Annotated in this window: 15 protein-coding genes, 1 tRNA gene and 1 pseudogene; 14 read left to right on the forward strand and 3 right to left on the reverse strand. The window is 55.1% G+C overall.

Going from position 1 to position 22092, the window contains the following annotated elements; all coding sequences use genetic code 11:
- Positions 1-96 (forward strand): annotated as a pseudogene (locus AC2FLD_RS06350) (IS5/IS1182 family transposase); the annotation flags it as partial.
- On the opposite strand, the gene AC2FLD_RS06355 reads toward AC2FLD_RS06350, so the two are convergent.
- Positions 84-1166 (reverse strand): tyrosine-type recombinase/integrase, encoded by a 1083-nt coding sequence (locus AC2FLD_RS06355; protein ID WP_496668001.1) that lies wholly within the window; start codon positions 1164-1166, stop codon positions 84-86. The pseudogene AC2FLD_RS06350 and the gene AC2FLD_RS06355 sit on opposite strands and share 13 nt — an antisense overlap.
- A gap of 171 nt (positions 1167-1337) precedes the next feature.
- Positions 1338-1422 (reverse strand) — tRNA-Leu (locus AC2FLD_RS06360).
- Positions 1423-2111: 689 nt separating this feature from the next.
- On the opposite strand from AC2FLD_RS06360, the gene AC2FLD_RS06365 reads away from it, so the two are divergent.
- The 13 genes from AC2FLD_RS06365 to AC2FLD_RS06425 all read left to right on the forward strand — a co-directional run bounded on the left by AC2FLD_RS06365 (position 2112) and on the right by AC2FLD_RS06425 (position 19315).
- Entirely contained in the window at positions 2112-2603 is a 492-nt protein-coding gene (locus AC2FLD_RS06365) for a hypothetical protein (protein ID WP_253276851.1), read from the forward strand.
- Between the two features lie 2 nt (positions 2604-2605).
- On the forward strand, positions 2606-4618 hold the full coding sequence (locus tag AC2FLD_RS06370; protein WP_496668002.1) for a dynamin family protein: 2013 nt from the start codon (positions 2606-2608) through the stop codon (positions 4616-4618).
- An 8-nt stretch (positions 4619-4626) separates the two neighbouring features.
- On the forward strand, positions 4627-6375 hold the full coding sequence (locus tag AC2FLD_RS06375) for a dynamin family protein (RefSeq protein ID WP_496668003.1): 1749 nt from the start codon (positions 4627-4629) through the stop codon (positions 6373-6375).
- A gap of 70 nt (positions 6376-6445) precedes the next feature.
- Positions 6446-6829: a hypothetical protein gene (locus AC2FLD_RS06380; protein ID WP_253276850.1), complete on the forward strand. Its 384-nt coding sequence runs from the start codon at positions 6446-6448 to the stop codon at positions 6827-6829.
- A 23-nt stretch (positions 6830-6852) separates the two neighbouring features.
- Positions 6853-7719, forward strand: a complete 867-nt coding sequence (locus AC2FLD_RS06385) for a hypothetical protein (protein WP_496668004.1) — start codon at positions 6853-6855, stop codon at positions 7717-7719.
- Between the two features lie 66 nt (positions 7720-7785).
- Entirely contained in the window at positions 7786-9828 is a 2043-nt protein-coding gene (locus AC2FLD_RS06390; protein WP_496668005.1) for a dynamin family protein, read from the forward strand.
- Entirely contained in the window at positions 9825-11111 is a 1287-nt protein-coding gene (locus tag AC2FLD_RS06395) for a dynamin family protein (RefSeq protein ID WP_496668006.1), read from the forward strand. Before AC2FLD_RS06390 ends, AC2FLD_RS06395 begins: the two co-directional genes overlap by 4 nt.
- 341 nt (positions 11112-11452) lie before the next feature.
- Positions 11453-13618: a serine/threonine protein kinase gene (locus tag AC2FLD_RS06400; RefSeq protein ID WP_496668007.1), complete on the forward strand. Its 2166-nt coding sequence runs from the start codon at positions 11453-11455 to the stop codon at positions 13616-13618.
- 202 nt (positions 13619-13820) lie between these two features.
- A complete protein-coding gene (locus tag AC2FLD_RS06405) occupies positions 13821-14864 on the forward strand; it encodes an FHA domain-containing protein (protein ID WP_496668008.1) in 1044 nt (347 codons plus the stop codon).
- A 3-nt stretch (positions 14865-14867) separates the two neighbouring features.
- Entirely contained in the window at positions 14868-15650 is a 783-nt protein-coding gene (locus AC2FLD_RS06410; protein ID WP_496668009.1) for a PP2C family protein-serine/threonine phosphatase, read from the forward strand.
- Between the two features lie 21 nt (positions 15651-15671).
- Positions 15672-16934, forward strand: coding sequence for a type 2 periplasmic-binding domain-containing protein (locus AC2FLD_RS06415; protein WP_496668010.1), 1263 nt, complete (start codon positions 15672-15674; stop codon positions 16932-16934).
- A 44-nt stretch (positions 16935-16978) separates the two neighbouring features.
- On the forward strand, positions 16979-18088 hold the full coding sequence (locus AC2FLD_RS06420) for a LysM peptidoglycan-binding domain-containing protein (RefSeq protein ID WP_050603905.1): 1110 nt from the start codon (positions 16979-16981) through the stop codon (positions 18086-18088).
- 252 nt (positions 18089-18340) lie between these two features.
- A complete protein-coding gene (locus AC2FLD_RS06425; RefSeq protein ID WP_496668011.1) occupies positions 18341-19315 on the forward strand; it encodes a glycosyltransferase family 2 protein in 975 nt (324 codons plus the stop codon).
- Between the two features lie 467 nt (positions 19316-19782).
- Here AC2FLD_RS06425 and AC2FLD_RS06430 read toward each other — a convergent pair whose 3' ends face one another.
- Positions 19783-21996, reverse strand: a complete 2214-nt coding sequence (locus AC2FLD_RS06430) for an NADP-dependent isocitrate dehydrogenase (RefSeq protein ID WP_496668012.1) — start codon at positions 21994-21996, stop codon at positions 19783-19785.
- Positions 21997-22092: the final 96 nt, after the last annotated feature.

A 22092-nucleotide genomic window follows, 5' to 3' on the forward strand; every position in this document is an offset into this window, starting at 1 on the left:
AAGGACTGGCGACGTGTGGCAACCCGCTACGATAGATGCCCGAAAGTCTTCCTGTCAGCCATCGCACTCGCCGCACTCGTCATCTATTGGCTATGAGTCCTGAGCCTAGCAGCTGTTGCTTGGCTGTGACCCGCGATCTTCGCCGCCACGTATGGATGTACGTTTGCTCTGACGAGCCGACTAACAAAAATGCTTCGTAGATTCCGGATCGTGAGGTTGGTTAAATCGGCTTTGCGGCAGATTGATTTCCAGGCCACACGGATATCCACCAATTTTCGGCCCGTGGGTGACGGAAACACGTATCCGTCCCGGCGACCGCTTACCATCTGCCAATCCCTGAGTGCCGACAAAAGCTCGTTTGAGATTGGCACTTCTCTTTCTGTGGAAGTCTTATTGTTCTCGCCACGGATAGTCAGCATCCGGTTCTCAAAGTCTAAATCCCGCCACTCAAGACTGGCGCATTCGCCCAAACGGAGGCCACAGTAATAAAGGGTAAGGACCAAGGGTCGGGTGTATAAAGTGGCATCGTAGTTGTTCACCACGTCCAAAAAGCGGCTACGCTCGGCATCCGACAAGATACGCTGCTTGCCACCTTTAATGGTGGGAAGTGGTTTAAAACCGCGTAACGGATGGCGCTCAATCAAGTCAAGTTCCAGCGCGCGGGTCAAAACCGACGAAATGGAATTCACCGTTCGATTCACGGATACCGGCGTGACGCCTCGGCCAAGCATCTTCTGTCGAACGGCGTCTATGTCAGAACGACTGATTTCGTCCAACGGCTTGTTCTTAAGGTGACCGAAGTTGGTTTTTATCCGGTTCACCTGGGACTTTGGGCATTTTAGATTGTTTTCACACCAACTCGCATAGGTGGTTGCCACAAATTCTCTCAACGTCGGAATCTGTTTTTTGACCGGCACCACACCTTCCAACTGATACCGGCTGAGCGCTGCTCTGGCCGTTGCCCTGGCCTCGGACATCGATACTACCGGCCAGCTACCAAGCTTGACCCGCTTTCCGCGCTTGAACTGACAATAGTGGGAGATGCTTCCGCTTGGCTGGACCCGGACCACATATCCGGTCACATCGGAATCACGGAGGTCTTTGATCTTCTCTGGAGGGTTCGCGGCATGGCGCTTTAACAGGGCATTACTGATATTCACCGGCATTTCGGCACTTCCTCACTATTCATTACTGTGGTGCTTTCGAATTGCCGAAAAAACACTACGAAAATCAGCGACACAATATACCCAGCAACAGGGAGGCGGCAACAAAGCTTTTAAAAACAACGCACTAGACGTTGTTCTAGATATACATCGGTAGATTTCTGTTGAATGAAGTGGTGCGGGTGGAGGGACTTGAACCCCCACGCCTTGCGGCGCCAGAACCTAAATCTGGTGCGTCTACCAATTTCGCCACACCCGCAACCATGCGCCTCGGCGCCGGAATGATGCGCTCATAACAAAGCTTCTGTCCGAGTGCGAGAGGTAAATTGAGCATTTGAGGAAGTTTTGTTGCTCAGATTTTGAGTGTAGGAATCTTTGAATTTGAGCCGCCAAAAGGCACTGATACCGTGAGAAAACCTGCAGTGGGCCGCGGTGTTCGCATATGGCTGCAATGGTGGTCCCTCGCCCTGTTCTTGCACGACCATGGGAATCCGATCGATTGACATGTTTTCTTCTTTTTTGCTGAGAACGGGCCCTGTGCGAAAATCGACAGGGATAGTTCGAAAGACGCGTTTACGTTGAGTGATGGCCTCTTATTTAGTCAAAAATGAATATTGGTGAAGCGACTGGGCGACAAAAATGAGACCTTTGACTTAAGGTCCAGTTTCTGACGTTGCCGCTCGCGGTTCGTCACTAAGTATCCCTATAACAATATGCATTTTATAGCTTTTCCCGGCCATACGCGCCGCTCCCAAGGAAATGGCACTGAACGGCTGTTGTGAACTTTCTGTGCCCACAAGCTGTGATGTTTCCAGCGACGGTACTCGTATGGGTTGAGACATTCTTATGGGTGGGCCGCCATGAAGCCGCCACATTTCAACCGCCAAAAAATCTTATTCACGTCAAAATAAGACCGCCTTGAAGGGTCTTCTTGTTTGATAGGAGTTAATGAGTCTTTTTCGCCACTTTGGCACCGGTACGAGTTTTCTGCTCAACTCCAGTACAAGGTTTTCTGCTGTGACCGATATGAACCCTACCGTTGCCGCCGAGCAAGAAGCTGTCTTCTTTGCTCGCGAGAGCTTTCTTGGCGAGCTCAAGACCCTGAACCGAGATCATCCGAATACCGGCTTTGGTATTTCTCTGCACACGCATTCCGGAGAACACTATCTGCTGGCCAATGCACGTATGCCTTTACCTGCCGTAAAATCCGAAGGTTTCCCGACCGGGCGCCGTGTTGCGCGACTTGAAAACGGCGACCGCTTCAGCTCGATTGAAGTGCTGGCGGATTCCAAAGCCTACGAAACCATTTCTCCGTGTGCCGAGGCCGAGATCTTGGGTAACGCCCTGGATCTGATCGCACGTATCGACACTCTGACAAGCATCCCGTCTGGGCGCGTGTCACACGAACCCCAGATTGCTGCTACGGGAACCGGAGGTTAAGCATGGCGCGCAACGATCACCTTTTGTCTGTCGGCAACGAAGCATTGGCCCCGATGACCTCTGCCATTTCTTCACTGACGACGCAGATCGATCACTTGACTGAGGTGGCTGATGCGCGCTCCTCGGCACGGCTGGCCACCCTCAAGACGCGGATGGAAAACTTCACCGCCAGCATCACGATGGTGGGTCAGGTCAAGGCAGGCAAATCATCGATTGTGAACATACTGGCCGGGCGCCCTGCCCTGCTGCCGTCGGATGTCAACCCATGGACGTCTGTGGTCACGACCCTGAACATCAACACACGCCCGCCAGGCGATACTAAAGCCAAGTTCACATTCTTTGAGCAGGAAGAATGGGACAATCTGATGGTCGGCGGCGGTCGTCTGGGGGAACTGGCGAACCGGGCTGGCGCAGATGATGAAATGGACGACATCCGCCGTCAGATCGGTGAGATGAAAGCCAAATCCGAAGAACGCCTTGGCAAGCATTTTGACCTGATCCTCGGCCAAAGCCATCAATACGATCACTTCGATGAAGAACTGATCAAACGATATGTGTGCCTGGGCGACGAAGACGATCCGGATATCGACCCGAAAACCGGTCGCTTTGCTGATGTCACCAAGTCGGCTGAGCTGTATATGGATATCCCGCAATATCCGATCGCTCTCAAGCTTTGCGATACACCCGGCGTTAACGATACATTCATGGTGCGTGAACAGATCACGCTGCGCAGTTTGCGCGGTTCTGAGGTCTGTGTCGTGGTTCTGGCGGCAAGTCAGGCGCTGACCACGATGGATATGGCCCTGATGCGTATAATCGCGCAGTTCGAGAACCGTCAGATTGTCCTGTTCGTCAACCGCATCGACGAACTCTCGGATCCGGTCAATCAGGTGCCGGAAATCCGCGACCGCATTCAGGACACGCTGAAACAGAACAATATCGATACCAACACCAGCGTCGTCTTTGGCAGTGCTATCTGGGCCGAAGCAGCCCTGACCGGCAATCCGGATATTCTGACCGAAGAGTCGCGTGAAGCCCTGAATACCTTCTACCTGGCGGCCGGGTTTGGGGATCAGGCGGCCTCACTGGACAAAATCTGGGCACTGTCCGGCCTGCCCGATCTGCTTTTGGCCATCAACGAACGTATTGCCGAAGGGGCCGGGTCTCGATTGATGGACCGTGTGCGCCACCGGGCCCGAAACATCGCCAGCCAAATCCGCGCGACAGCGGTCGCCAAGAACCTGTCCGACGGCGAAGGCGTCGCTCGGGACCTAGACGGCGTGTCGCCCGAAGAGGCCATCAACACGATGTCGGCGGAATACGATAAGAAAGCTGCCGAATTGACAAATGCGTTGCGCGACAAGGTGTTGGAACGTCTGAACTCGGCCGAGGCCAGCTTTGTCAAACGCGCAACAGACTCTTTGATCGCGCATCTTGAGAAGAATGGCGAACAAGGCACCTGGCAGTATGACCCGGCGGGTCTGCGTACCCTGCAAAAGGCCGCCTATTTCAGCTTTGCCCGCGCTATGCGGAAAGACGCCGGGGCTCTTTATAACACAGCTGCTGCTGATGTTGAGGCGCTATATCATAAGATACTCGGCAACCATCTGGGTGAGTTCAGCATAGAAGCGCCCATCGTGCCTCGCGTGCCTCCACCACTTGGCATTGGCCGGACGATTGCTCTGGACTTGCAAAGCACCTGGTGGCGGCGATGGTGGCAAAAGCGCAAGGGCTTTGAAGCATACGCTGCGGATTACACGCGTTTGATCGCGTCTGAGGCAAATTCGATCACCAAGGACATCGAAGAAAACCAAGTCGCAGCAGTGTTGGAAAATGTCCGCGCGATCCTGACGGATTTCATGCGCGAGCAGAAAGAAACCTTGCTGAGCATCTCGTCGACGGCTGATAAGAAAGCAGGTCAGACTGCGGCGGCGATGGCGGATTTACAGCCCCAGAAATCCAAAGACGAGATTCTGGGTGACATCCTAAAAGATCTAAGCAACGAAGCGGCATAAGTAGAAAAATGGCAAAAGATACACAATCACGCTTTGTTTCACCGAAGGCTTGGGAACGTATCGAGCAGTGGTCCCGCCGTAAACCGGTTTTCGCTCTGATGGGCGAATTCAGCGCCGGTAAGTCTACGTTGATGAATTTTCTGTTGCGAACGCAGACCTTGCCGACGCAGGTCACTGCAACACAACTGCCTCCGGTCTGGTTCAGCTGGGGTGATCGTGCACCCTATATCAAGCGTCATGATGGCTCTGTCGAAACTATAGAATTGGACGATCTAGAATCTGTTGGTGTCAATGACGCGCAGTTTATCCGCGTATTCCTTGAGGCCGATATCCTTGAGGCGGTGGATCTGATCGACACGCCCGGAATCTCGGATCCAAAAATCTCGACGGATGTCTGGCAGCGGGCCGTGGGTCAGGCGAATGGCGTTTTGTGGTGTACCCACGCGACCCAAGCCTGGCGCGAGACAGAGCGTGCAACATGGGTATCCCTGCCTGAACGTTTGCAGCACAATTCGCTGCTATTGGTCACCCGCGCGGATGCTTTGAATCTCAAGGACCGTCAAAAGGTTCTGCGCCGCGTGAACCGCGAGGCCGGGCATCTGTTCAATCGGTCTATTCTGTTTTCCGCTCGGGATGCAATTGTCGCGCGTGACAAGACCGGCGACGCAGAGATGTGGTCGCGCAGCGGTGGTGGCAAGATGATCGACAGTTTCCTGGAGATCACAGAACAGATCATGGACAATCGTGCCGATCAACTGGCCCGGTATCAGATTGACAAAAGCCAGTCAGATGCCCCGAAAGTGCAGCCCATGCGCCCTGCACGCTCATCGGACAGTGACGCGCAGGTCGAAGCCGCGCCTTTGCGGTTGGTTAACCCGTTGGAAACAGACGCTCAGCCCGCGCAGAACGACACCGCGGTTGTCACCAGCTTTCCTGTTCGGCCTGCGCGGGTGGAGCGGCGCTCGGATGAGGCCGAACGCGTGCGGATCGACGCAGAAGAAGCCGAACGTATGCGGACCGAAATGGTCTCGGATCCGGATCCCCTGCCCGAAGAGCCGGATACAAGCGATGATTTGCGCGCCTTCTTCAGGGACACGTCGAATGATCCTTTGGAGCTGACCAATGTGGCCGGCCTTGAGGATGCAATCGACGAGTTCGAACTGTCAGACGAAGCGGATCTTGATGACGAGATTGATGATCTGTCAGAAGAGGTGGCTGAAGTAGAGGTGATCGAGGCGCAAGCTGACGAGATTGACAATACCGATGATGTTCTGACTTCGCTTCACAGCACTTTGCGAGACGTCCCGGTCGACACAGATGTCTCGGGCGATAAGGCCGAAGAGATCGACGAGCGCGAAGATCGCGGCATCGAGGTTTCGGTATCCTCTATCGCAGCTTTGATGGCGGCTCAGCCCAACATCACTGCTGAAGACTATGAACCGGAGCCCGAGAACAGTGGTTTGATCGAAGCGGCTCTGTCAGATCGGGTGGAGGCAGTCGATTCAAATGTCGCGGCGCTGGGAGATCTGCCGGAAGTTGCCGTTGGATCCCCTTTGAGCGCAGCCGCAATGTGGCGGGAAGTAGCAAGTAGTGAAGACTTGCCTGAAGATGCAGATGGCTTAAAAAACGTGTTCAAGGCATTTTTGGCTGAGTTTGATCAGATCGCAATCGAACACAGCGCGAAGCAGACGAAGGAAGTACTGCAATCCATTCCAAAAGCAAAAGAAAGTAGTGCGGCGGAATGGCATGTGTTGTAGAGATCGTCGAATCGGGAAGATGGCCAAACATATAGGGATAACAAATAGTTAGATGTCAATTCAGGAGGCATTGAGCACGGCAATCGAAAAGATACCCGACTGCGTTGCAGCCGGGTATGTCGATATGGAAACAGGGATGCTTCTGGGGAGTTGCGTCTCGGATCCGGAATGCGCGGAGTCTTTGGACATATTGGCAATCGCTGTGGCCAATCTTTTTCAAGGGCGCGGGGTTGCCGCGTTTGAAGCGCTAATGCGTCAGACAGGACGCGACGATGCGGAGAATACAGGGTTTGGGGAAATCGCTGTGTTCTCGAAAGATCGCCTGAACATTTTTTTGCGGACCAAGGAATATCCTGATCATGTGGTCTGCTATATCTGCCGCAACAGCGCAAATGTGGGGTTGGCGCTGACAAAATCACATCTCAGCCTGGGGCCGGTTGCGGCCGCAGTCTGAACGGGACCAGAGGGGGTCACGGTATGATGGACACTGACATTCTGGGCATGCTCGAAGATATCGGGCGGTCTTCGGTGGCACGGTTGTCGCCAGCTGTGATGATCACGGGGGACTCTGCTGTGTCCCGGCGCGCGGCAATCCTGCGCGCCATTCGCGGTACGGTCCTGCCACGTCGGTTAGAGTTTACAGCCGCCAATGGGGCGTGTCTGGCACTTGAAGTGAACAGCTCGCGGGTCACGAACGTCTTTCAAGTGCCCGATGGGCCGACGCCGGATTTCGAAACCGAAACGCGTGACGCACTGGTTGAAAAGTTGGCTCAGCTGGTGTCAGACATCGCAAACGCCCCTGCCCCGCTTGAGCTGATGTCGGGTAAGCCGGATTCAGCTCTTGAGGCCGACGATGTGGGTTTGACGTTCAGCGAAATCGAAAACGCGTGTGCTGCCATAGATATATCCGGTGAACCGATTGTTTCGGTCGTGCCAGACATCGACGCGCCGGAAGATGATGAACCGTCCATGGTTGAAGATCGCACAGCCAACTTGGCCCAGAAGTTCTTTGATCATGCGGGCCGTTTCGCTATAGGCCGTATGTTGATCGACGGGACAAGCAACGCCGCTTTGGCTTGCGAGGGTTCCTGCCAACCTTCCCAAGACATGCATCCCGATCAGGAGGTTTTGGCACGTTTCGTGGCTGATCTTGCAGGTTGGGAGAACGATAGTCAGGACGAGTTTGACAGCCCCCATCTCATTGTCATGCGACCATCCGGCGGAAAAGGCGCGGGAATGGCGGTGCTGAGCGACAGCGATCAAATAGCGGTTGCTGTCCACGATGCGCGCAAGCTGGGGGCGGTCGTCAATCTGTGGACCTCTTTACAGGGGGTAGCTGAATGATTGCCTCCATAGCATTCAAATTTTCGATTAATTCAATCCGTTTTAGTGTGACCAAGGTAGTGAGTAATGAGTGATACACATCGTCGCGAGCTTATACGCATCGCAGAAGACATGAATGAAACCAGCAATGACGAAACGCAGCATTTCATTTCGCGCATCATCGGAGATCTGGGAAACCTAAAGCCGTCAATCGCATTTGTAGGGCAGATCAAGGCAGGAAAATCACGTTTGATCAACGGGTTCACCGGGCAGGCTGAATACCTGCCGTCAGACGTTAACCCGTGGACCACCGTGATCACCGACATGCATTTCGGGCATCCCTCTGGTCGGACCGATGGGGCTGAATTTCATTTCTTCGACAATCACCAGTGGCAATCCCTGATCGCCGAAGGTGAAGAACTGCGCAACATGTTCCCCGATGACGAGGACAGCTATAAGCGCGAGATGATCGAAGAACAGGTCGAGGCCATGAAGACCCGGGCACGCCTGCGTCTGGGCGACAGCTATGAACAGCTGCTGGGACAACACCACGATCTTGATCAACTCAACTCGGACGATCTGGCGCGCTATGTATGCGCCGGAGATGATCCTGCCGAAGATGGCGGTGTCGATCCGGGCAGTGATCGTGGGCTTTACAGCGACATCACCCGCAAGGCTGAAGTCTATTTCGACATCGGACATTTCCCGTTCCCATTAACCGTCACGGACACGCCGGGGGTCAACGATCCGCTGTTGATCCGCGAAGAGATTTCGCGCCAATACCTCAAGGAATCCGATTTCTTCGTGGTGGTTCTGTCCGCGCATCAGGCGTTGTCACGCGCGGATCTCAAACTGTTCCGCCTGATGCAGGCGCTTGAGCTTGGTCAGATCGTTGTTTTCATCAACCGTGTCGATGAACTGGGTGGCGGGCCCGAAGACGCGACCAAAGTGCGTCTGGATGTTTTGGACGGTCTGGAGAAGGCGCTCGGTAATTCGGACATCGACGTTCTGATGGGCAGCGCTCAATGGGCTCATTATGCGCTGACCGGCGACGAAACCGGCGTGAACCATGACCATGTCCTGGCGTGGCTGCGAGCGCACCCGGAACAGATGCAGCAATACCTGAACGGCGTTGCCGAGATCAAACAAGGCCCCGGGCCGATCAGCCGTGAGGCCGTGTTGCGCTTTGCTGCAATGATCGCTTCGGGACTACCGGATTTGCGCCGTCATGTTACCAAAGCTCTGACGGACGGGCCTATTGACGAACACCTTCGGATGGCGTGGCAGCATCTTGACAGTTTCGCGCGAGGCGAGCTTGAGCGGTCCCAGGTTCATCTGCGGGCGCTGCAAGATGAAAACAATTCCGACGCACGTAGCGCAGATGACAGTGACAAGACCCTTGGTGAGTTGCGCAAACTGATTGCCGATAAGACACAAGACATTACCCGGGACATGGATGATGTCCTGTCCAATCTGCGCGGGGTAATGGATGATACAGTCGCTGAATCCGTCTCGGCCGTAGTACGTGGACCGAATGGTCAATCGCCTCTTCTGGCCAAAGGGGGTGCGACCGAACTGAACTTTACCCCCCTGCGGGAACACATGCGGGAACTAATGCAAGGCGCGTCGCAAGTGGTGCGCCAGCGTATGCTGAGCGAGCTCTATACCATCGATATGCAATGCAATGCGGCTTTGCGTGCATTGCCGGGTTGGCAAGAACCGGTCGATAGTCGCATGAACACCAGCGCTGTTCGTTGGTTCCGACCCGATACCACTGCGCTCACCCGTGGAATTACGGTCGAGTTGCGTGTAAACTGGCTATCGCGCCTGATCTCGCGCAACAGCGTTGTGACGCAGGCAGAACGGATGATCGTGCAAGAGTTCGAGCTGATCGGCGACGACCTGATCGACACGACACGCGACAACTTACTGGAACGGCTGAATACAGTTTTGGATCACTACGTGGCTCTGTTGTCGGGCCATTTCGAACATCGCTCTGGCGCGGGTGAATTGAATGCTCATGCCGAAGCACAAACTGCATTCGACCGGGCGCGCCGCATTGCTATGGATCTTGAAAGTGTCTTTGGAACAGGCAGTGTGGACGAACGACTAGCAGAGGCTGCGGAATGATTGAATTTCCCGGAACCGAACAGGAAGTGCGCCAGCTGGAGCGTTTTCTGACCGCGACTGAAAAACTGTCATCGGATGCAAAGTTGGAGGACATGCGCGCACGGGCGCTGGCCCATGCCGAGCGGCTGTCCAACGCGGTCAATATCGGGTTTGCCGGGGAATTTGGCGCGGGCAAGTCGAGCCTGGCAAATATGCTGGCCGGTGCAGATATTCTGCCCACAGGCCCACAGCATCTGAAACTGCCGCTTGTGATCGTGGCTTATGCCGATGTGCCTGAGACGACCGTGGGCTGGTGGAACAAGGAACCCAAGACCTATTCCGGGATCGCGCTTGAAAAAGCGGCGGCGGATGATCCGGATTTCATCTCGGTGGGGATCAACACGCCTGCCCTCAAGGAAATCTCGCTGTTTGATCTTCCTGGGTCGGGTGCCTTGGACGATACGTATAAAAAAACTCTGGATCTGCTGAAGTTTGTCGACTGCGCCATCTGGTGCACAAACGGTACAAATGCATGGCGCGAGACTGAGCGCCACTTGTGGTCGAAGGTGCCGCCTGAACTTCGCGCGAACAGTCTGTTGGCTGTTACTCATGCCGACCTGCCGCCGGTACAAGGGTCACTGGACCGTGTTCTGGCACGTCTCAACAAGGAAAAAGATGGGATGTTCCGTGAGATTGTGCCGATTGGTACCCCGGTAGCGGTCAAAGCGATGGCTCAGGAGCCGGAACCTGACTTTGCTCTGTGGGAGACATGCGGCGGACAGAACCTTGCCGAACAAGTTCTGGATGCAGCGTCCAATCGGAGGCGCAGTGATCTGGATGCCGCTCGAAAGGATTTGCAGCAGGAGTTCCTGCCGTACCTCGAAGAGCTTGAGGGTCCCGAACCTGAACCGGCCGTTTCTGATACACCTGCGATGCACGCGACTCTGGGCTCGGCCCTGCCGCCATTGAACAATCCCATCCTCGAAGATTGGCTGGCCGCAATTGCCAGCATTTATGAAGACCTTCGTGAGTCGTCCAACATCGAACCCGCAGCATTTTTGCATAGCTGCCAGGAGATCGTGGAAGACTTCGCTGAAAGGCTGGAACAAGGGGGGGAGATCGACCCCGACGCAGATTGGATTCCGGCGGAATTCGAGAAGGCAACGGACCTGTTGTTGCTGCTGCAATTTGAAAGTGGTGATGCGCCTTTGAATGACGCGATCAGCATTCTTGCGCAGCTGGGTGACAACCTTGCCTGGGCCGGCAGCACAGTTGCCGCAGCGCAATCCAAAACCGGCACTTAATAATTTCTCGTTAAGATTGAGCGCGACTCAGCGATTCGAAGGGCCGAGGAATCGGCCCTTTATTGTTTCGAATTCGTAGACCAACCACTGGATTTTGGGGTGTACGTTTTCACTGATACCGTCTTGTCGATCAATATATAGTATCATCACAACCGCAAAGCGCAATATAAGCCAAAATCGAAAAAACGGTCCATAGTGAAGCCACGAGGCGGCCCCAATAAAGTCAAATTTGAACCGTCTAACCGTTCTCAAGTGTCCTGCGGTTGTTTTGGTTGTGAGTTCGTGGGCTGTCGGCCCTGTTTATTTAAGCCGCAAAAAACGAGTAAAACGGGCGGATTGAAATGAGCCACAACCAGGCTGTCGGTGCGACGCACGACGAACCAAAAATTGAAGGATTGCAACCTGGCGCGAAATTGTTGCGCGGGCAGTATGAAATCCTTCGCTTCCTAAGCAACGGTGGATTCGGAATTACCTACCTGGCGCGCGACAGCCTGGAGCGCGACGTGGTGATCAAGGAGTGTTTCCCCGGTGCCTTGTGTCGCCGAAACGGTGATTTGGTCGAGCCCAATGACCCGTCCTACAAGGAAGATCTGCGGGCTATCATTGATCTGTTCATTCAGGAAGCCCGCAATCACGCACGCCTTGTGCACCCCAACATCGTCGACGTGCATCAGGTGTTTGAAGACAACGACACCGCCTATATCGCGATGGATCTGATCCGTGGTTGCGATCTGCTCGATTACGTTGAAAACCCTGAAAACGACACGGGCCCTGACTTTATCGTGCAGGTCACGGAAAAGATGTTGTCGGCGGTTTCATTCATTCACCAAAGCGGCATGTTGCACCGGGACATTTCACCGGACAATATTCTGATCGATGAGAACGGTGATCCGGTCCTGATCGACTTTGGCGCAGCGCGTGAACAGGCGGCCAACAAATCTGCGGCTCTGCTAACCCTGCGTGTCATCAAAGATGGTTACTCTCCGCACGAGTTTTATGTCCGGGGCGCGGAACAAGGACCGAGCAGCGATCTCTATGTTCTGGCAGCAACTCTTTACCACGCCATCAGTGGCGAACGCCCCGTAGACGGGCAGAGCCGTTTGAACGCCTTCAATAACGGGCAGGACGATCCCTATGCCCCACTGACGGGACGTTTCGAGGGATACCCCGAAGGTTTCCTTGAAGCGATTGACAAGGCGATGGAGGTTCACGCCACGGACCGTTTGCAGACAGCGCTGGACTGGTTGCGCATGTTCCGTGGCCCGGGTGTGATGTTCGACACCTTCGCCTATCGTCCGGTTTCGGTGATCGTCGGTATGGACCGCAAGGACAAGGAACAAGAAAAAGCACGCATCAAAGCTGAAAGCGAAAATGCCGAAGCGGTTGTGACGGCCCTTCTGGCTGGCAATGCAGATATCGTTGTTGGAAACGACGAACAGAAGAAGAAAGAAGAACTCGCTAAGATTGCGGCAAAGGAAGAGGCTCCTGTTGCTGTCGATACCGTTGTTCAAAGCGGCTCAGGTGGAAGCGGTAAATTGATCGCCGGAGCGGTCGTCGTCGCAGTTGCCTTGGCGGCAGGTGGGTTTTTCGTCATGTCAGGGGACAAGCCAGAAGAAAAGGCCGAGACCCCGGTTGAGCAATCCGTGGTGGATGTTCAAACTGCCGAAACGGAAGCACCCGTTGCGGAGGAGGCTTCCGCCACTGAAGCGCCTGAGGCCGTAGTGGTCTCGGATCCTGCCCCAGCGCCGGCAGAGCCTGTCGAGCAGGCACAAGAAGACGGTGTAGAGCCCGTTGCCGTGGAAACAACACCCACAACAGAAGAAACGTCGGCGGTTGTGGCGCAGACGGCAGAAGCACCAGAAACCGAAGCGGAACCCACGGTGGTCGCAGACTCCGCAGTTCCTGCGGCCCAACAGGTGTCCTTTGCCCACTGGGATGTGGAAATTCCCTTCCAGACGTCTCAACGTCGCGGTTCGACGGGTCCGACAATTGCAATCACCGGGATAGACTCCAATCAGGATATGAGTGTGGTTGGCGAATGGGTACAGCGTGGAGCTGTAATCTTTACCCTCAACGGCAAACCTGTGCGCCAAGATGTATCCTTCGCTGCGCAAGTTCTTGACACTCTGAGCATTGATCCCGACGGCTATACCCGAGTGGCGGCCCGCTATCGTCCGCTTGGACAGACCCGGGCTCAGAATGGTCTGCTTGCCCTTCCGGTGATGCGGTCCGTGGGGTTGGAGAACGGCTATTCCTTCTCAGTGAGCAGTTCGGGTAACGAAAGTTGGCAGACAGAAGTCACGTCCGTTTCGGGAGATTACGCGGGCAGCTTGCAACAAGGCGATATCCTACTGAGTGAAAGCCAGACGGGAGCAAATCTGGACGGTTCAGACAGTCTTGACGCAATGCTGGTCGAGCTTGTCTCAGAAGGCCGTGCGGTCGCCCAGCTGACCGTCCTGCGAAATGGGGTCGAAACGAACGGAACCATGCCGCTTGCACAGGAGTAATCTGACCGGTTCGTTGTGATCTGCCAGTGTGTGTTTGCTGAGGGTGGCACCCAATTCTGCCACCCCGGCGGGAACCGGCCCGCCGCAGAATGTACCAGTTTCCTTGAGTATTCATCGAGTGTCTCTGTGCCGTGAGCGCGGGGATAAGTAGCAGCCCCTCGGCACAAGTTGTTCGTGCCGCCAAATTGAAGGTGTCGACACCATGTTTAAATACAAAAGCCCTCTGAGCCGGCTTCTCGAAGGTGCCGGCAAGACCAAAGAAGAAGATACGCCTGAAAAGGCGGAGGCGACAGAAAACGCCGCGTCTGAAGAACAAAAGCAAGAGCCGATCGCGGACTTCAACGCGCTGCGCGCTGCATTGGCCGGAGGGAACACGACATCCGAACCGTATGAAGAAACGGATGAACTGATCCCGGAAGAGAAAATGCCAGAGTTCGATGAGGCTGAGGTCACTGAGGCGGAAGAGCCCGTTGAAGAGTCCATCTTTGCCGAAGCGCCCACCGACGAAGTCGACGCGCCGGCACTGGACTCGGCAGTTGAAAACACGGCTGATCCGATTGAGGACGAACAGGTTATCACCCTGCACGTGGCTGACGAACCTGTCTCGGCCCCGGTAGAAGAAGCCACGGAACAGGTCGAACCTGAAGTTGCCGAGATGCAAGACACGGCAGCCGAGCCAGCGGTAGAAGCCGAGGTGGAAGACCTGCAGGTTCAAGAACCCGAACTAGTTGAAGAGATCGTTGAGCCTGTTGCTGAGGCTGCCCAACCTGCCCCTGCTCCGGCAGAAGATCGTCGCTCACGCGTTAAGACAACCTTCCTGGGTTTCGAGCGGGCCGATACACATGTTCAAGACCTGATCGAAACCGCAGCCCCCGTGGCAAAAACGGAAACCGCGCAAAAGACTTTCCCCGTTGGCTGGCTGGTTGTCACTGCTGGTCCCGGACGGGGTGCTAGCGTCACACTGACCGAAGGTCTGATGCAGATCGGTCGCAACGATGACCAAGCTATTCAGCTGGATTTCGGCGACACCGGCATTTCACGTTCGAACCATGCTGTCATTGCCTACGACCCTGAAGATCGCAAATGTTATCTGGGTCATGGCGGCAAGGCCAACCTTGTGCGCCTCAACGGCAAACCCGTGCTCAGCACTGTTGCCCTTTCAAACGGTGACCTGATCCGTATCAGCGAATCCTCTCTTCGGTTCATGGCCTTCTGCGACGAAGGTTTTGATTGGCGGGATTCTTAATAGATGCTGGCGACCCCGGCATATGATGTTGCGTTGATCCTGAACCAGGGTCAGCGAGAGACGCAGGAAGACGCCATTGCTGCACGCATGTTTGATGCGTCCGCTGCGGGTTACGTCGTTATCGCGGACGGAATGGGTGGTCATGACGCAGGTGAGGTCGCGTCAGAAATGGTGGTCGCAGCCTGGCGTGACGCGCTTGACGTCGAGCTTGAGGCCGAGACCCTGAATGAGAGATCCGCGATCGATGCGCTACCCCTGGCCGCGATGCAGGCCAATGCCGCGATCGCCGCTCATAACGAGGAACAGGGCGAGAGCTTCAATATGGGCGCGACCCTTTTGGGCATCCTGCTGCTGGGGCATCGCGTTTACTGGATATCGATCGGAGACAGCCCCCTTTACCTGTTCCGCGATGGGACGTTGTCTCAGGTAAACGAAGATCACTCGATGGCGCCCGTGATCGACGAAAAACTGGCTGCCGGAGAGATCACCGAAGCTGAAGCCAAGCATATGGACCGAAACCAGCTGACCTCGGTCATCATTGGTGGTGGCATCCCCAAGGTGGATTGCCCGGAAGAGCCGTTGCTGGTGTCGCCGTCTGACATCCTGATCCTTGCCAGTGACGGATTGCAGTATCTTGGCGACAACGAAATTCAGTCAGTTCTGAAGGAACACGGGCAGGCTCTTGCTCAGGACATAGCCGAAGCTTTGCTTGCGGCGGTCCTGGCCAAAGGCGATCCGGATCAGGACAACCTATCCATCGCCGTCGCGAAACTCACAAGAAATTAAACAGGCTAAGCAACAGGACCCATGAGAAAAAATCTTATCATATCCAGCCTTGCCCTCGCAGCGGCCACCGGAGCTGCTTCGGCGCAAGAGGCGTGTTCAAGCTATGAAATTCAACGCGGCGATAGCCTGCGGGAGTTGGCAATCGAAGTTTATGCGACCGAAGATTTTCGCATTATTTTCGATGCGAACCGCGATGTCATCGGCTCTAACCCCAACATCATTCGTGTCGGCGATGTTCTGGAACTGCCCTGTCTCGAAGATGTCGGACGTGCTCCGGTGCTAGCCGATACCGAAGCAGAACGGCTGGCAGCTGAAATGGCGGCAGAGCTGGTGAAGGCCGCCGAGGAACGTGCGGAAAAGGCCGTTGCCGAAGCCGAAGCCCGCGTTGCGGCTGCGGAGGCCGAAGCAAAGAAGGCGAGTGAAGAGGCCGTTGTTGCAGCACGGGTTGCAGCGAAGGAAGAAATTGAGGCTGCCCGGTCGGAAGCCGCAGCTTTGATCCGGAACGCCGGAACGGGAGAACGCCCCGAAATTCGTGATCGTCAGTTGCTGCTGATCACTGGCAGTAACTACGCTCCGTTTACCGATGAATCGCTGCCGAACCGGGGTCTGTATACGCATCTGGTTGAGACAGCCATGTTTCGCGCCGCACCAGAGCAAGCCTACAAAATTCAGTTCGTGAACGACTGGTCATCGCATCTGGACTTGTTGATGCCGACACTGGCCTTTGACGGCACTTTCCCCTGGTCGCGCCCCAATTGCGAGGAAGCCGCGGCCCTGTCGGAAAGCGACCGTAACCGGTGCGAAACCTACAACTTCTCAAACCCATTCTATGAGGTCGTGGACACGTTCTTTGCTCGTGAGGGATCAGGATACGAGCAGACATTGACCTATGCCGACTTTGCCGGAACGACGATCTGCCGCCCGGAAGGCTGGTCACTGTCTCATTTGGACGTGGTGAACCTATACGAGCCGGTTATCAAACTGCTACGCCCGACTTCGCCGGATGATTGCTTCCACGCCCTAATGGAGGGCACTGTCGATATCGTAGCAATCGAAGCGCATCTGGCGGCCGAAGCCATCGATCGGCTCGGATATCAACATCGGATTATCGAAAACCCCAACCTGGCGGCCATCAAGTCGCTTAACGTCATGACCCACAAAGATAATCCTGACGGGGAAGCGATCCTTGAGACGCTGAATCAGGGTCTGGCAATCATGCAGCAATCGGGCGAATGGCGCGACATCGTGTCAACTGCCCTGCGTCATCAAATGGAAAATGGATAAGGCCCCGATCTGGCCTGACAAACTAAAGTCTGGAGGAAGTGGACATGTTTAACGAGAAGATGAAGAAGGTAGCGCTTTCAGCAACCGCTATTACCGCTCTGAGCGCGGGTGCCGCGGCGGCACAGGAAGCTTGTACCAACTATACCGTACAAGACGGTGACACAATGGCGACCATTGCCATCGCGGCTTATGGAACATCGAACTATCAGCCGATCTTCAACGCGAACCGGAACGAAATTACGAACCCCAACGCTCTTGAACCGGGTTTGGTTCTGGCCCTGCCTTGTGAAGACGGAAGCCTGCCGAATGGTCAGACCGCACAGGAAATCATCGCGGCTGAAGAACAGCGCGCGGCCAGCGTCAAGCGTTCGAGCGTTTACCAGCCGCCAATCAAGCTGGTAACCGGCAACGGCTGGGCCCCTTTTGCGGATGAATCGCTGAACGGTGGCGGTGCGATTACACGCTTGGGCACCACAGCGTTGCAGCGTGGCGGAAACGCGCGTGATTATTCTGTCAGCTTTGTGGATGACTGGAACTCGCACCTTGAAACCCTTCTGCCGCTTGGTGCCTTCGACGTTTCCATGGCATGGAACATGCCGGACTGCACCAATCGCACTTATGAATGGTCGTGGGAAACCGAAGTGCGCTGCACTCAGTTCGACTCGTCCGTACCAGTCTATGACATCGTGGTCGGTTTCTACACCATCCCCGAAAGCGACTTTGCTGGCGCAACAACCTTTGAAGAGCTGAAAGGCGCCACGATCTGCCGTATGGATGGATGGTTCATTCATGATCTGGAACAAGAAGGTTTGCACAATGGTGAATCCATAACACTGATGCAACCGATCACCGCGCGGGAATGTCTCGATGCAGTACTGACAGGCACTGCGGATGTTGCAACCTTCGAGGTTCAGCTGTTCTCGGACACTATGGTTGAAATGGGTCTGAACCAGAACGACCTGGTCGAAAACCCATTCGTGACTTCGCTGTCTTCGCTGCGCTTTATCAGCCATCGCAGCAATCCGTTTGGCAAACAATATCTGGCGATGTTGAACAAGGGCCTGAACGAAATGCGCGAATCCGGTGAATGGTATGCGGTCGTTTCCGACACGCTGCGCGAGCATAACGAGAAACTGATGGCAGCTTCGAACTGATCCCTCGGTTCAGCTGAAACTCTGGGGCCGGTGCTTGAACCGGCCCTTTTTTTGTTTGCTGAAGCAACAGTTCTCTCAGAATGACAAAATTTTGCCGTTTATCTGCTTCATAACGGTCGAATACGCGCTTCACTCTGAATCCGAAGCGCAATCATCTTTCCCTTGGTGGGACTTAAACAGCATGAGCCACGCATGATAGAAGGTGCATTGGATCTCAGGAAAAGGTCGGCGACTCCGGTCAATAGGCCGGGCTTGGACATCGCTGTTATATTGCCCTGTTATAACGAGGCGGTTGCCATCGGCGAAACCGTCAAGCAATTCCGGGCGGCCCTGCCGGACGCGGTCATTTACGTCTTCGACAATAATTCCTCGGATGAGTCTGTCCGAATAGCTGAAGAAGCGGGCGCCTTGGTCTTTTCCGAACCCTATCAAGGCAAAGGCAATGTGGTGCGCAGGATGTTTGCCGATGTGGATGCCGACGTCTACGTTATGGCCGACGGGGATGCGACCTATGACAGTTCAGCAGCACCAGAGTTGATCAACCTTCTCGTGTCACGGAATCTGGATATGGTTAACGGTGCGCGTGTGAATGACGAGATCGAAGCGTATCGGAGAGGCCACAAATTCGGAAACGCATTGTTCAGCGGCCTAGTGAAGTTTTTCTTTAAGAGCAAAATCGACGATCTGCTCTCGGGCTATCGCGTTTTCAGCAAACGTTTTGTCAAAAGTTTCCCTGCGGTTTCGAACGGATTTGAGATTGAAACCGAGCTCACGGTCCACGCAATGCAGATGCGTATGCCGATTGGTGAGGTCAAGACCCGGTACTTTTCACGATTGCCGGAGTCAAACTCCAAATTGGCCACCTTCTCTGATGGTTGGCGTATTCTCAAGATGATCGGCCTGCTGATCAAAGACGAAAAACCCGTTCCGTTTTTCTTGTCTTTGGCTTTATTGGTCTTCTTGCCTTCCCTCTTCGTCTTTGTGTCCGTTTTCCGCGAGTTCCTGGAAACCGGGCTTGTTGAACGAATCCCGTCTTTGGTCGTCGCTGTGTCTGGATTCGTTGCCACGATGTTGTCGATTGTATGCGCGCTCATCCTGCAATCTCTTGCCCTAGCGCGAAGAGAAGCGCGCCGCCTGTCTTACTTGCGATATGAAGGTGTGGCGGCTTCTGGTGTTGGCCGAACTATGTCATCCGCCGTGAAGGCCGAAAGACGCCGGTTCGGCTGAACGACTGAGATTTTCAATCCCCGCGGATGAAAGCTGGCGATGTTCCGTCGCCGTCGAGGTAGGCGTGCGTTGTGCGCCATAACATGGGGCTACCATCAGAATTGGCGATCTCAAAAAAGCAAATGACCAGCACCCCAAATGCTGGTCATTTTCTGAGTGAGTGATATAGCCCGAGGGCCTCACCAGTGAAATTCCGTGTTACCACAGGATTACCTTGGCTTGCATTTAACCGCTATTGGGGGAATCCCGTAGGTTTGAGAAATTTCTCTTTAAGCTCAGAAAAAATGGAAAAATGTTGAGACAGGTTTCTTAGTTTGCTTGAATGAATTTGCAATTAGCCGCAACGATCCCTTTTGGAACCAACGCGCCGTCAACCAACACATACGCGACAAAAAAGGGACCGCGCAATGCGTCGGTCCCTTCCAGATTTCCAGCGGGTGCAAAGTGACCCGATGTCCCGTTGACGATTATCCGATGATCGAGTTCAACGTTGCACTTGGGCGCATTACAGCAGCCGTTTTTGCGGGATCGGTGTGGTAGTACCCACCCAGATCCGCAGCAGCACCCTGAGCCGCAGCAAGCTCTGACAGGATTTGTTCTTCCTTGTCGGCCAGCTCTTTAGCCAGCGGAGCAAACTCAGCTGCCAGATCAGCATCATCAGATTGTGCCGCAAGCGCTTCGGCCCAGTAGCGCGCGAACCAGTAATGGCTGTCGCGGTTGTCGGGCAGACCCACTTTGCGGCTGGGCGAACGGTTGTTATCCAGAATGCCCTGAGTTGCTGCTTCGGCCGCAGCGCCAAGAACGCCGGCTTTCGCGTTGCCTTTGCCGTCAGCCAGGAAGTTCAGAGATTCCCCAAGTGCGCAGAACTCACCCATCGAGTCCCAACGCAGGTGGTTTTCCTCAACCAACTGCTGCACATGTTTCGGTGCCGAACCCCCTGCCCCGGTTTCAAACAGACCGCCGCCATTCATCAGTTTGACAATCGACAGCATCTTGGCCGAAGTGCCCAGTTCGAGGATCGGGAACAGGTCGGTCAGATAATCCCGCAGCACGTTGCCGGTGATCGCAATCGAGTCATTGCCTGCAGTGATGGTCTCCAGCGACTGACGGGTTGCTTCGCGCGGAGCCATGATCAGGAACTTGTCGGCAACGCCCGCGGCCTCAAGTGCCGGTTTGACGTATTTGATCAGTTCCACATCATGGGCGCGGTTTGCATCCAGCCAGAAGATCGCCTCGGACCCGGTCAGGCGCTGACGGTCCATGGCCAGTTGGATCCAGTTCTCGATAGGTGCTTTCTTGACGGTGCAAGACCGCCAGATATCACCGGCCTCGACGTCGTGGCTGTGCAGTGTTTCCCCATTCGCAAGAACGATACGGATCGTACCATCAGCAGGGGCTTGGAAGGTGGTAGGGTGCGAACCGTATTCTTCGGCCTTCTGCGCCATCAGGCCCACGTTAGCGACAGCGCCAGCGGTGGCTGGGTCAAGCGCGCCGTTGGCTTTGAAGAATTTGATGGTTTCGTCATATACCGGGGCATAGCAGCGGTCAGGGATCACACAATTGGTGTCACCCTTGGCGCCTGTCTCATCCCAACCCTTGCCACCTGCGCGGATCACGGCGGGCATCGAAGCGTCGATGATCACGTCTGAGGGGACGTGCAGGTTGGTAATGCCACGATCCGAGTCGACCATGTACATCGAAGGACGATCACCTTTGATCGCATCGATGGCAGCCATGATATCCGCGTTGTCTTTCACACGGTCCAACAGGTCGCCCAGTCCCGAGTTCGGGTTCACACCCAGTGCGTCCAGTTCGGAACCGAACTTCTCGAATACTGGGGCCAGCCATGCTTTGACGGCATAGCCGAAGATGATCGGGTCGCTGACCTTCATCATCGTTGCCTTCATGTGCAACGAGAACATGGTGCCGTCTTTCTTGGTGTCCTCAATGGCGTCGGCCAGGAAAGAAGATAAAGCTTTGACCGACATAAAGGTCGCATCAGCCACGGTGCCTTCTTCCAGTGGCCAAGCGTCCTTCAAGACGGTTACGCTCCCGTCTTTACCGACAAACTCGATCTTTGCGTTACCTGCCTGAGCAGCGGTAATGGTCGCGGACTTCTCGTTGGCATAAAAGTCGTTGCTGGCCATGGACGACACTTTGGTTTTGCCGTCCGAAGCCCATTCACCCATCGAATGGGGGTTCTTCTGAGCATAGTTCTTTACGGCTCGGGCCGCGCGGCGATCGCTGTTGCCCTCGCGCAGAACCGGGTTCACAGCCGAACCCTTGAGCGCGTCATACCGCGCCCGGACTGCTTGTTCTTCGTCTGTGGCGGGTTCTTCCGGGTACGCAGGAATATCATAGCCCTGCGCCTGAAGCTCTTCGATCGCCGCAACCAGCTGCGGGACCGAGGCTGAGATATTGGGCAGCTTGATAACATTGGCGTCCGGAGTTTTCACCAGCTCACCCAATGCGGCCAGATCATCGGTGATGCGCTGCGCATCTGTCAGCTTCTCGGGGAAGGTTGCCAAAATGCGCCCGGCCAATGAAATATCCTTGGTGCCAACGTTGACGCCCGCGGCAGATGCGAACTTGCGGATGATGGGCAGGAACGAGGCGCTGGCCAGCTCGGGCGCTTCGTCTACAATGGTATACAATATGTCGAAGTTCGATTTATCTACCATATTCTTTTACCTTTTTTTAAGCCTTTCGGGGCGTGCGTTCCAAGAGTTAAGGCCACATTTGCGCGGCGCAGCAGGGGCGTGATTACGATACCGCCC

It is taken from the genome of Ruegeria sp. CDSA021 (genome assembly GCF_059612325.1).

Coding starts and splice junctions, on each gene's coding strand:
- AC2FLD_RS06355 (WP_496668001.1), bottom strand. CDS start 1,166: ATGCCGGTGAATATCAGTAATGCCCTGTTAAAGCGCCATGCCGCGAAC.
- AC2FLD_RS06365 (WP_253276851.1), top strand. CDS start 2,112: ATGAGTCTTTTTCGCCACTTTGGCACCGGTACGAGTTTTCTGCTCAAC.
- AC2FLD_RS06370 (WP_496668002.1), top strand. CDS start 2,606: ATGGCGCGCAACGATCACCTTTTGTCTGTCGGCAACGAAGCATTGGCC.
- AC2FLD_RS06375 (WP_496668003.1), top strand. CDS start 4,627: ATGGCAAAAGATACACAATCACGCTTTGTTTCACCGAAGGCTTGGGAA.
- AC2FLD_RS06385 (WP_496668004.1), top strand. CDS start 6,853: ATGATGGACACTGACATTCTGGGCATGCTCGAAGATATCGGGCGGTCT.
- AC2FLD_RS06390 (WP_496668005.1), top strand. CDS start 7,786: ATGAGTGATACACATCGTCGCGAGCTTATACGCATCGCAGAAGACATG.
- AC2FLD_RS06395 (WP_496668006.1), top strand. CDS start 9,825: ATGATTGAATTTCCCGGAACCGAACAGGAAGTGCGCCAGCTGGAGCGT.
- AC2FLD_RS06400 (WP_496668007.1), top strand. CDS start 11,453: ATGAGCCACAACCAGGCTGTCGGTGCGACGCACGACGAACCAAAAATT.
- AC2FLD_RS06405 (WP_496668008.1), top strand. CDS start 13,821: ATGTTTAAATACAAAAGCCCTCTGAGCCGGCTTCTCGAAGGTGCCGGC.
- AC2FLD_RS06410 (WP_496668009.1), top strand. CDS start 14,868: ATGCTGGCGACCCCGGCATATGATGTTGCGTTGATCCTGAACCAGGGT.
- AC2FLD_RS06415 (WP_496668010.1), top strand. CDS start 15,672: ATGAGAAAAAATCTTATCATATCCAGCCTTGCCCTCGCAGCGGCCACC.
- AC2FLD_RS06420 (WP_050603905.1), top strand. CDS start 16,979: ATGTTTAACGAGAAGATGAAGAAGGTAGCGCTTTCAGCAACCGCTATT.
- AC2FLD_RS06430 (WP_496668012.1), bottom strand. CDS start 21,996: ATGGTAGATAAATCGAACTTCGACATATTGTATACCATTGTAGACGAA.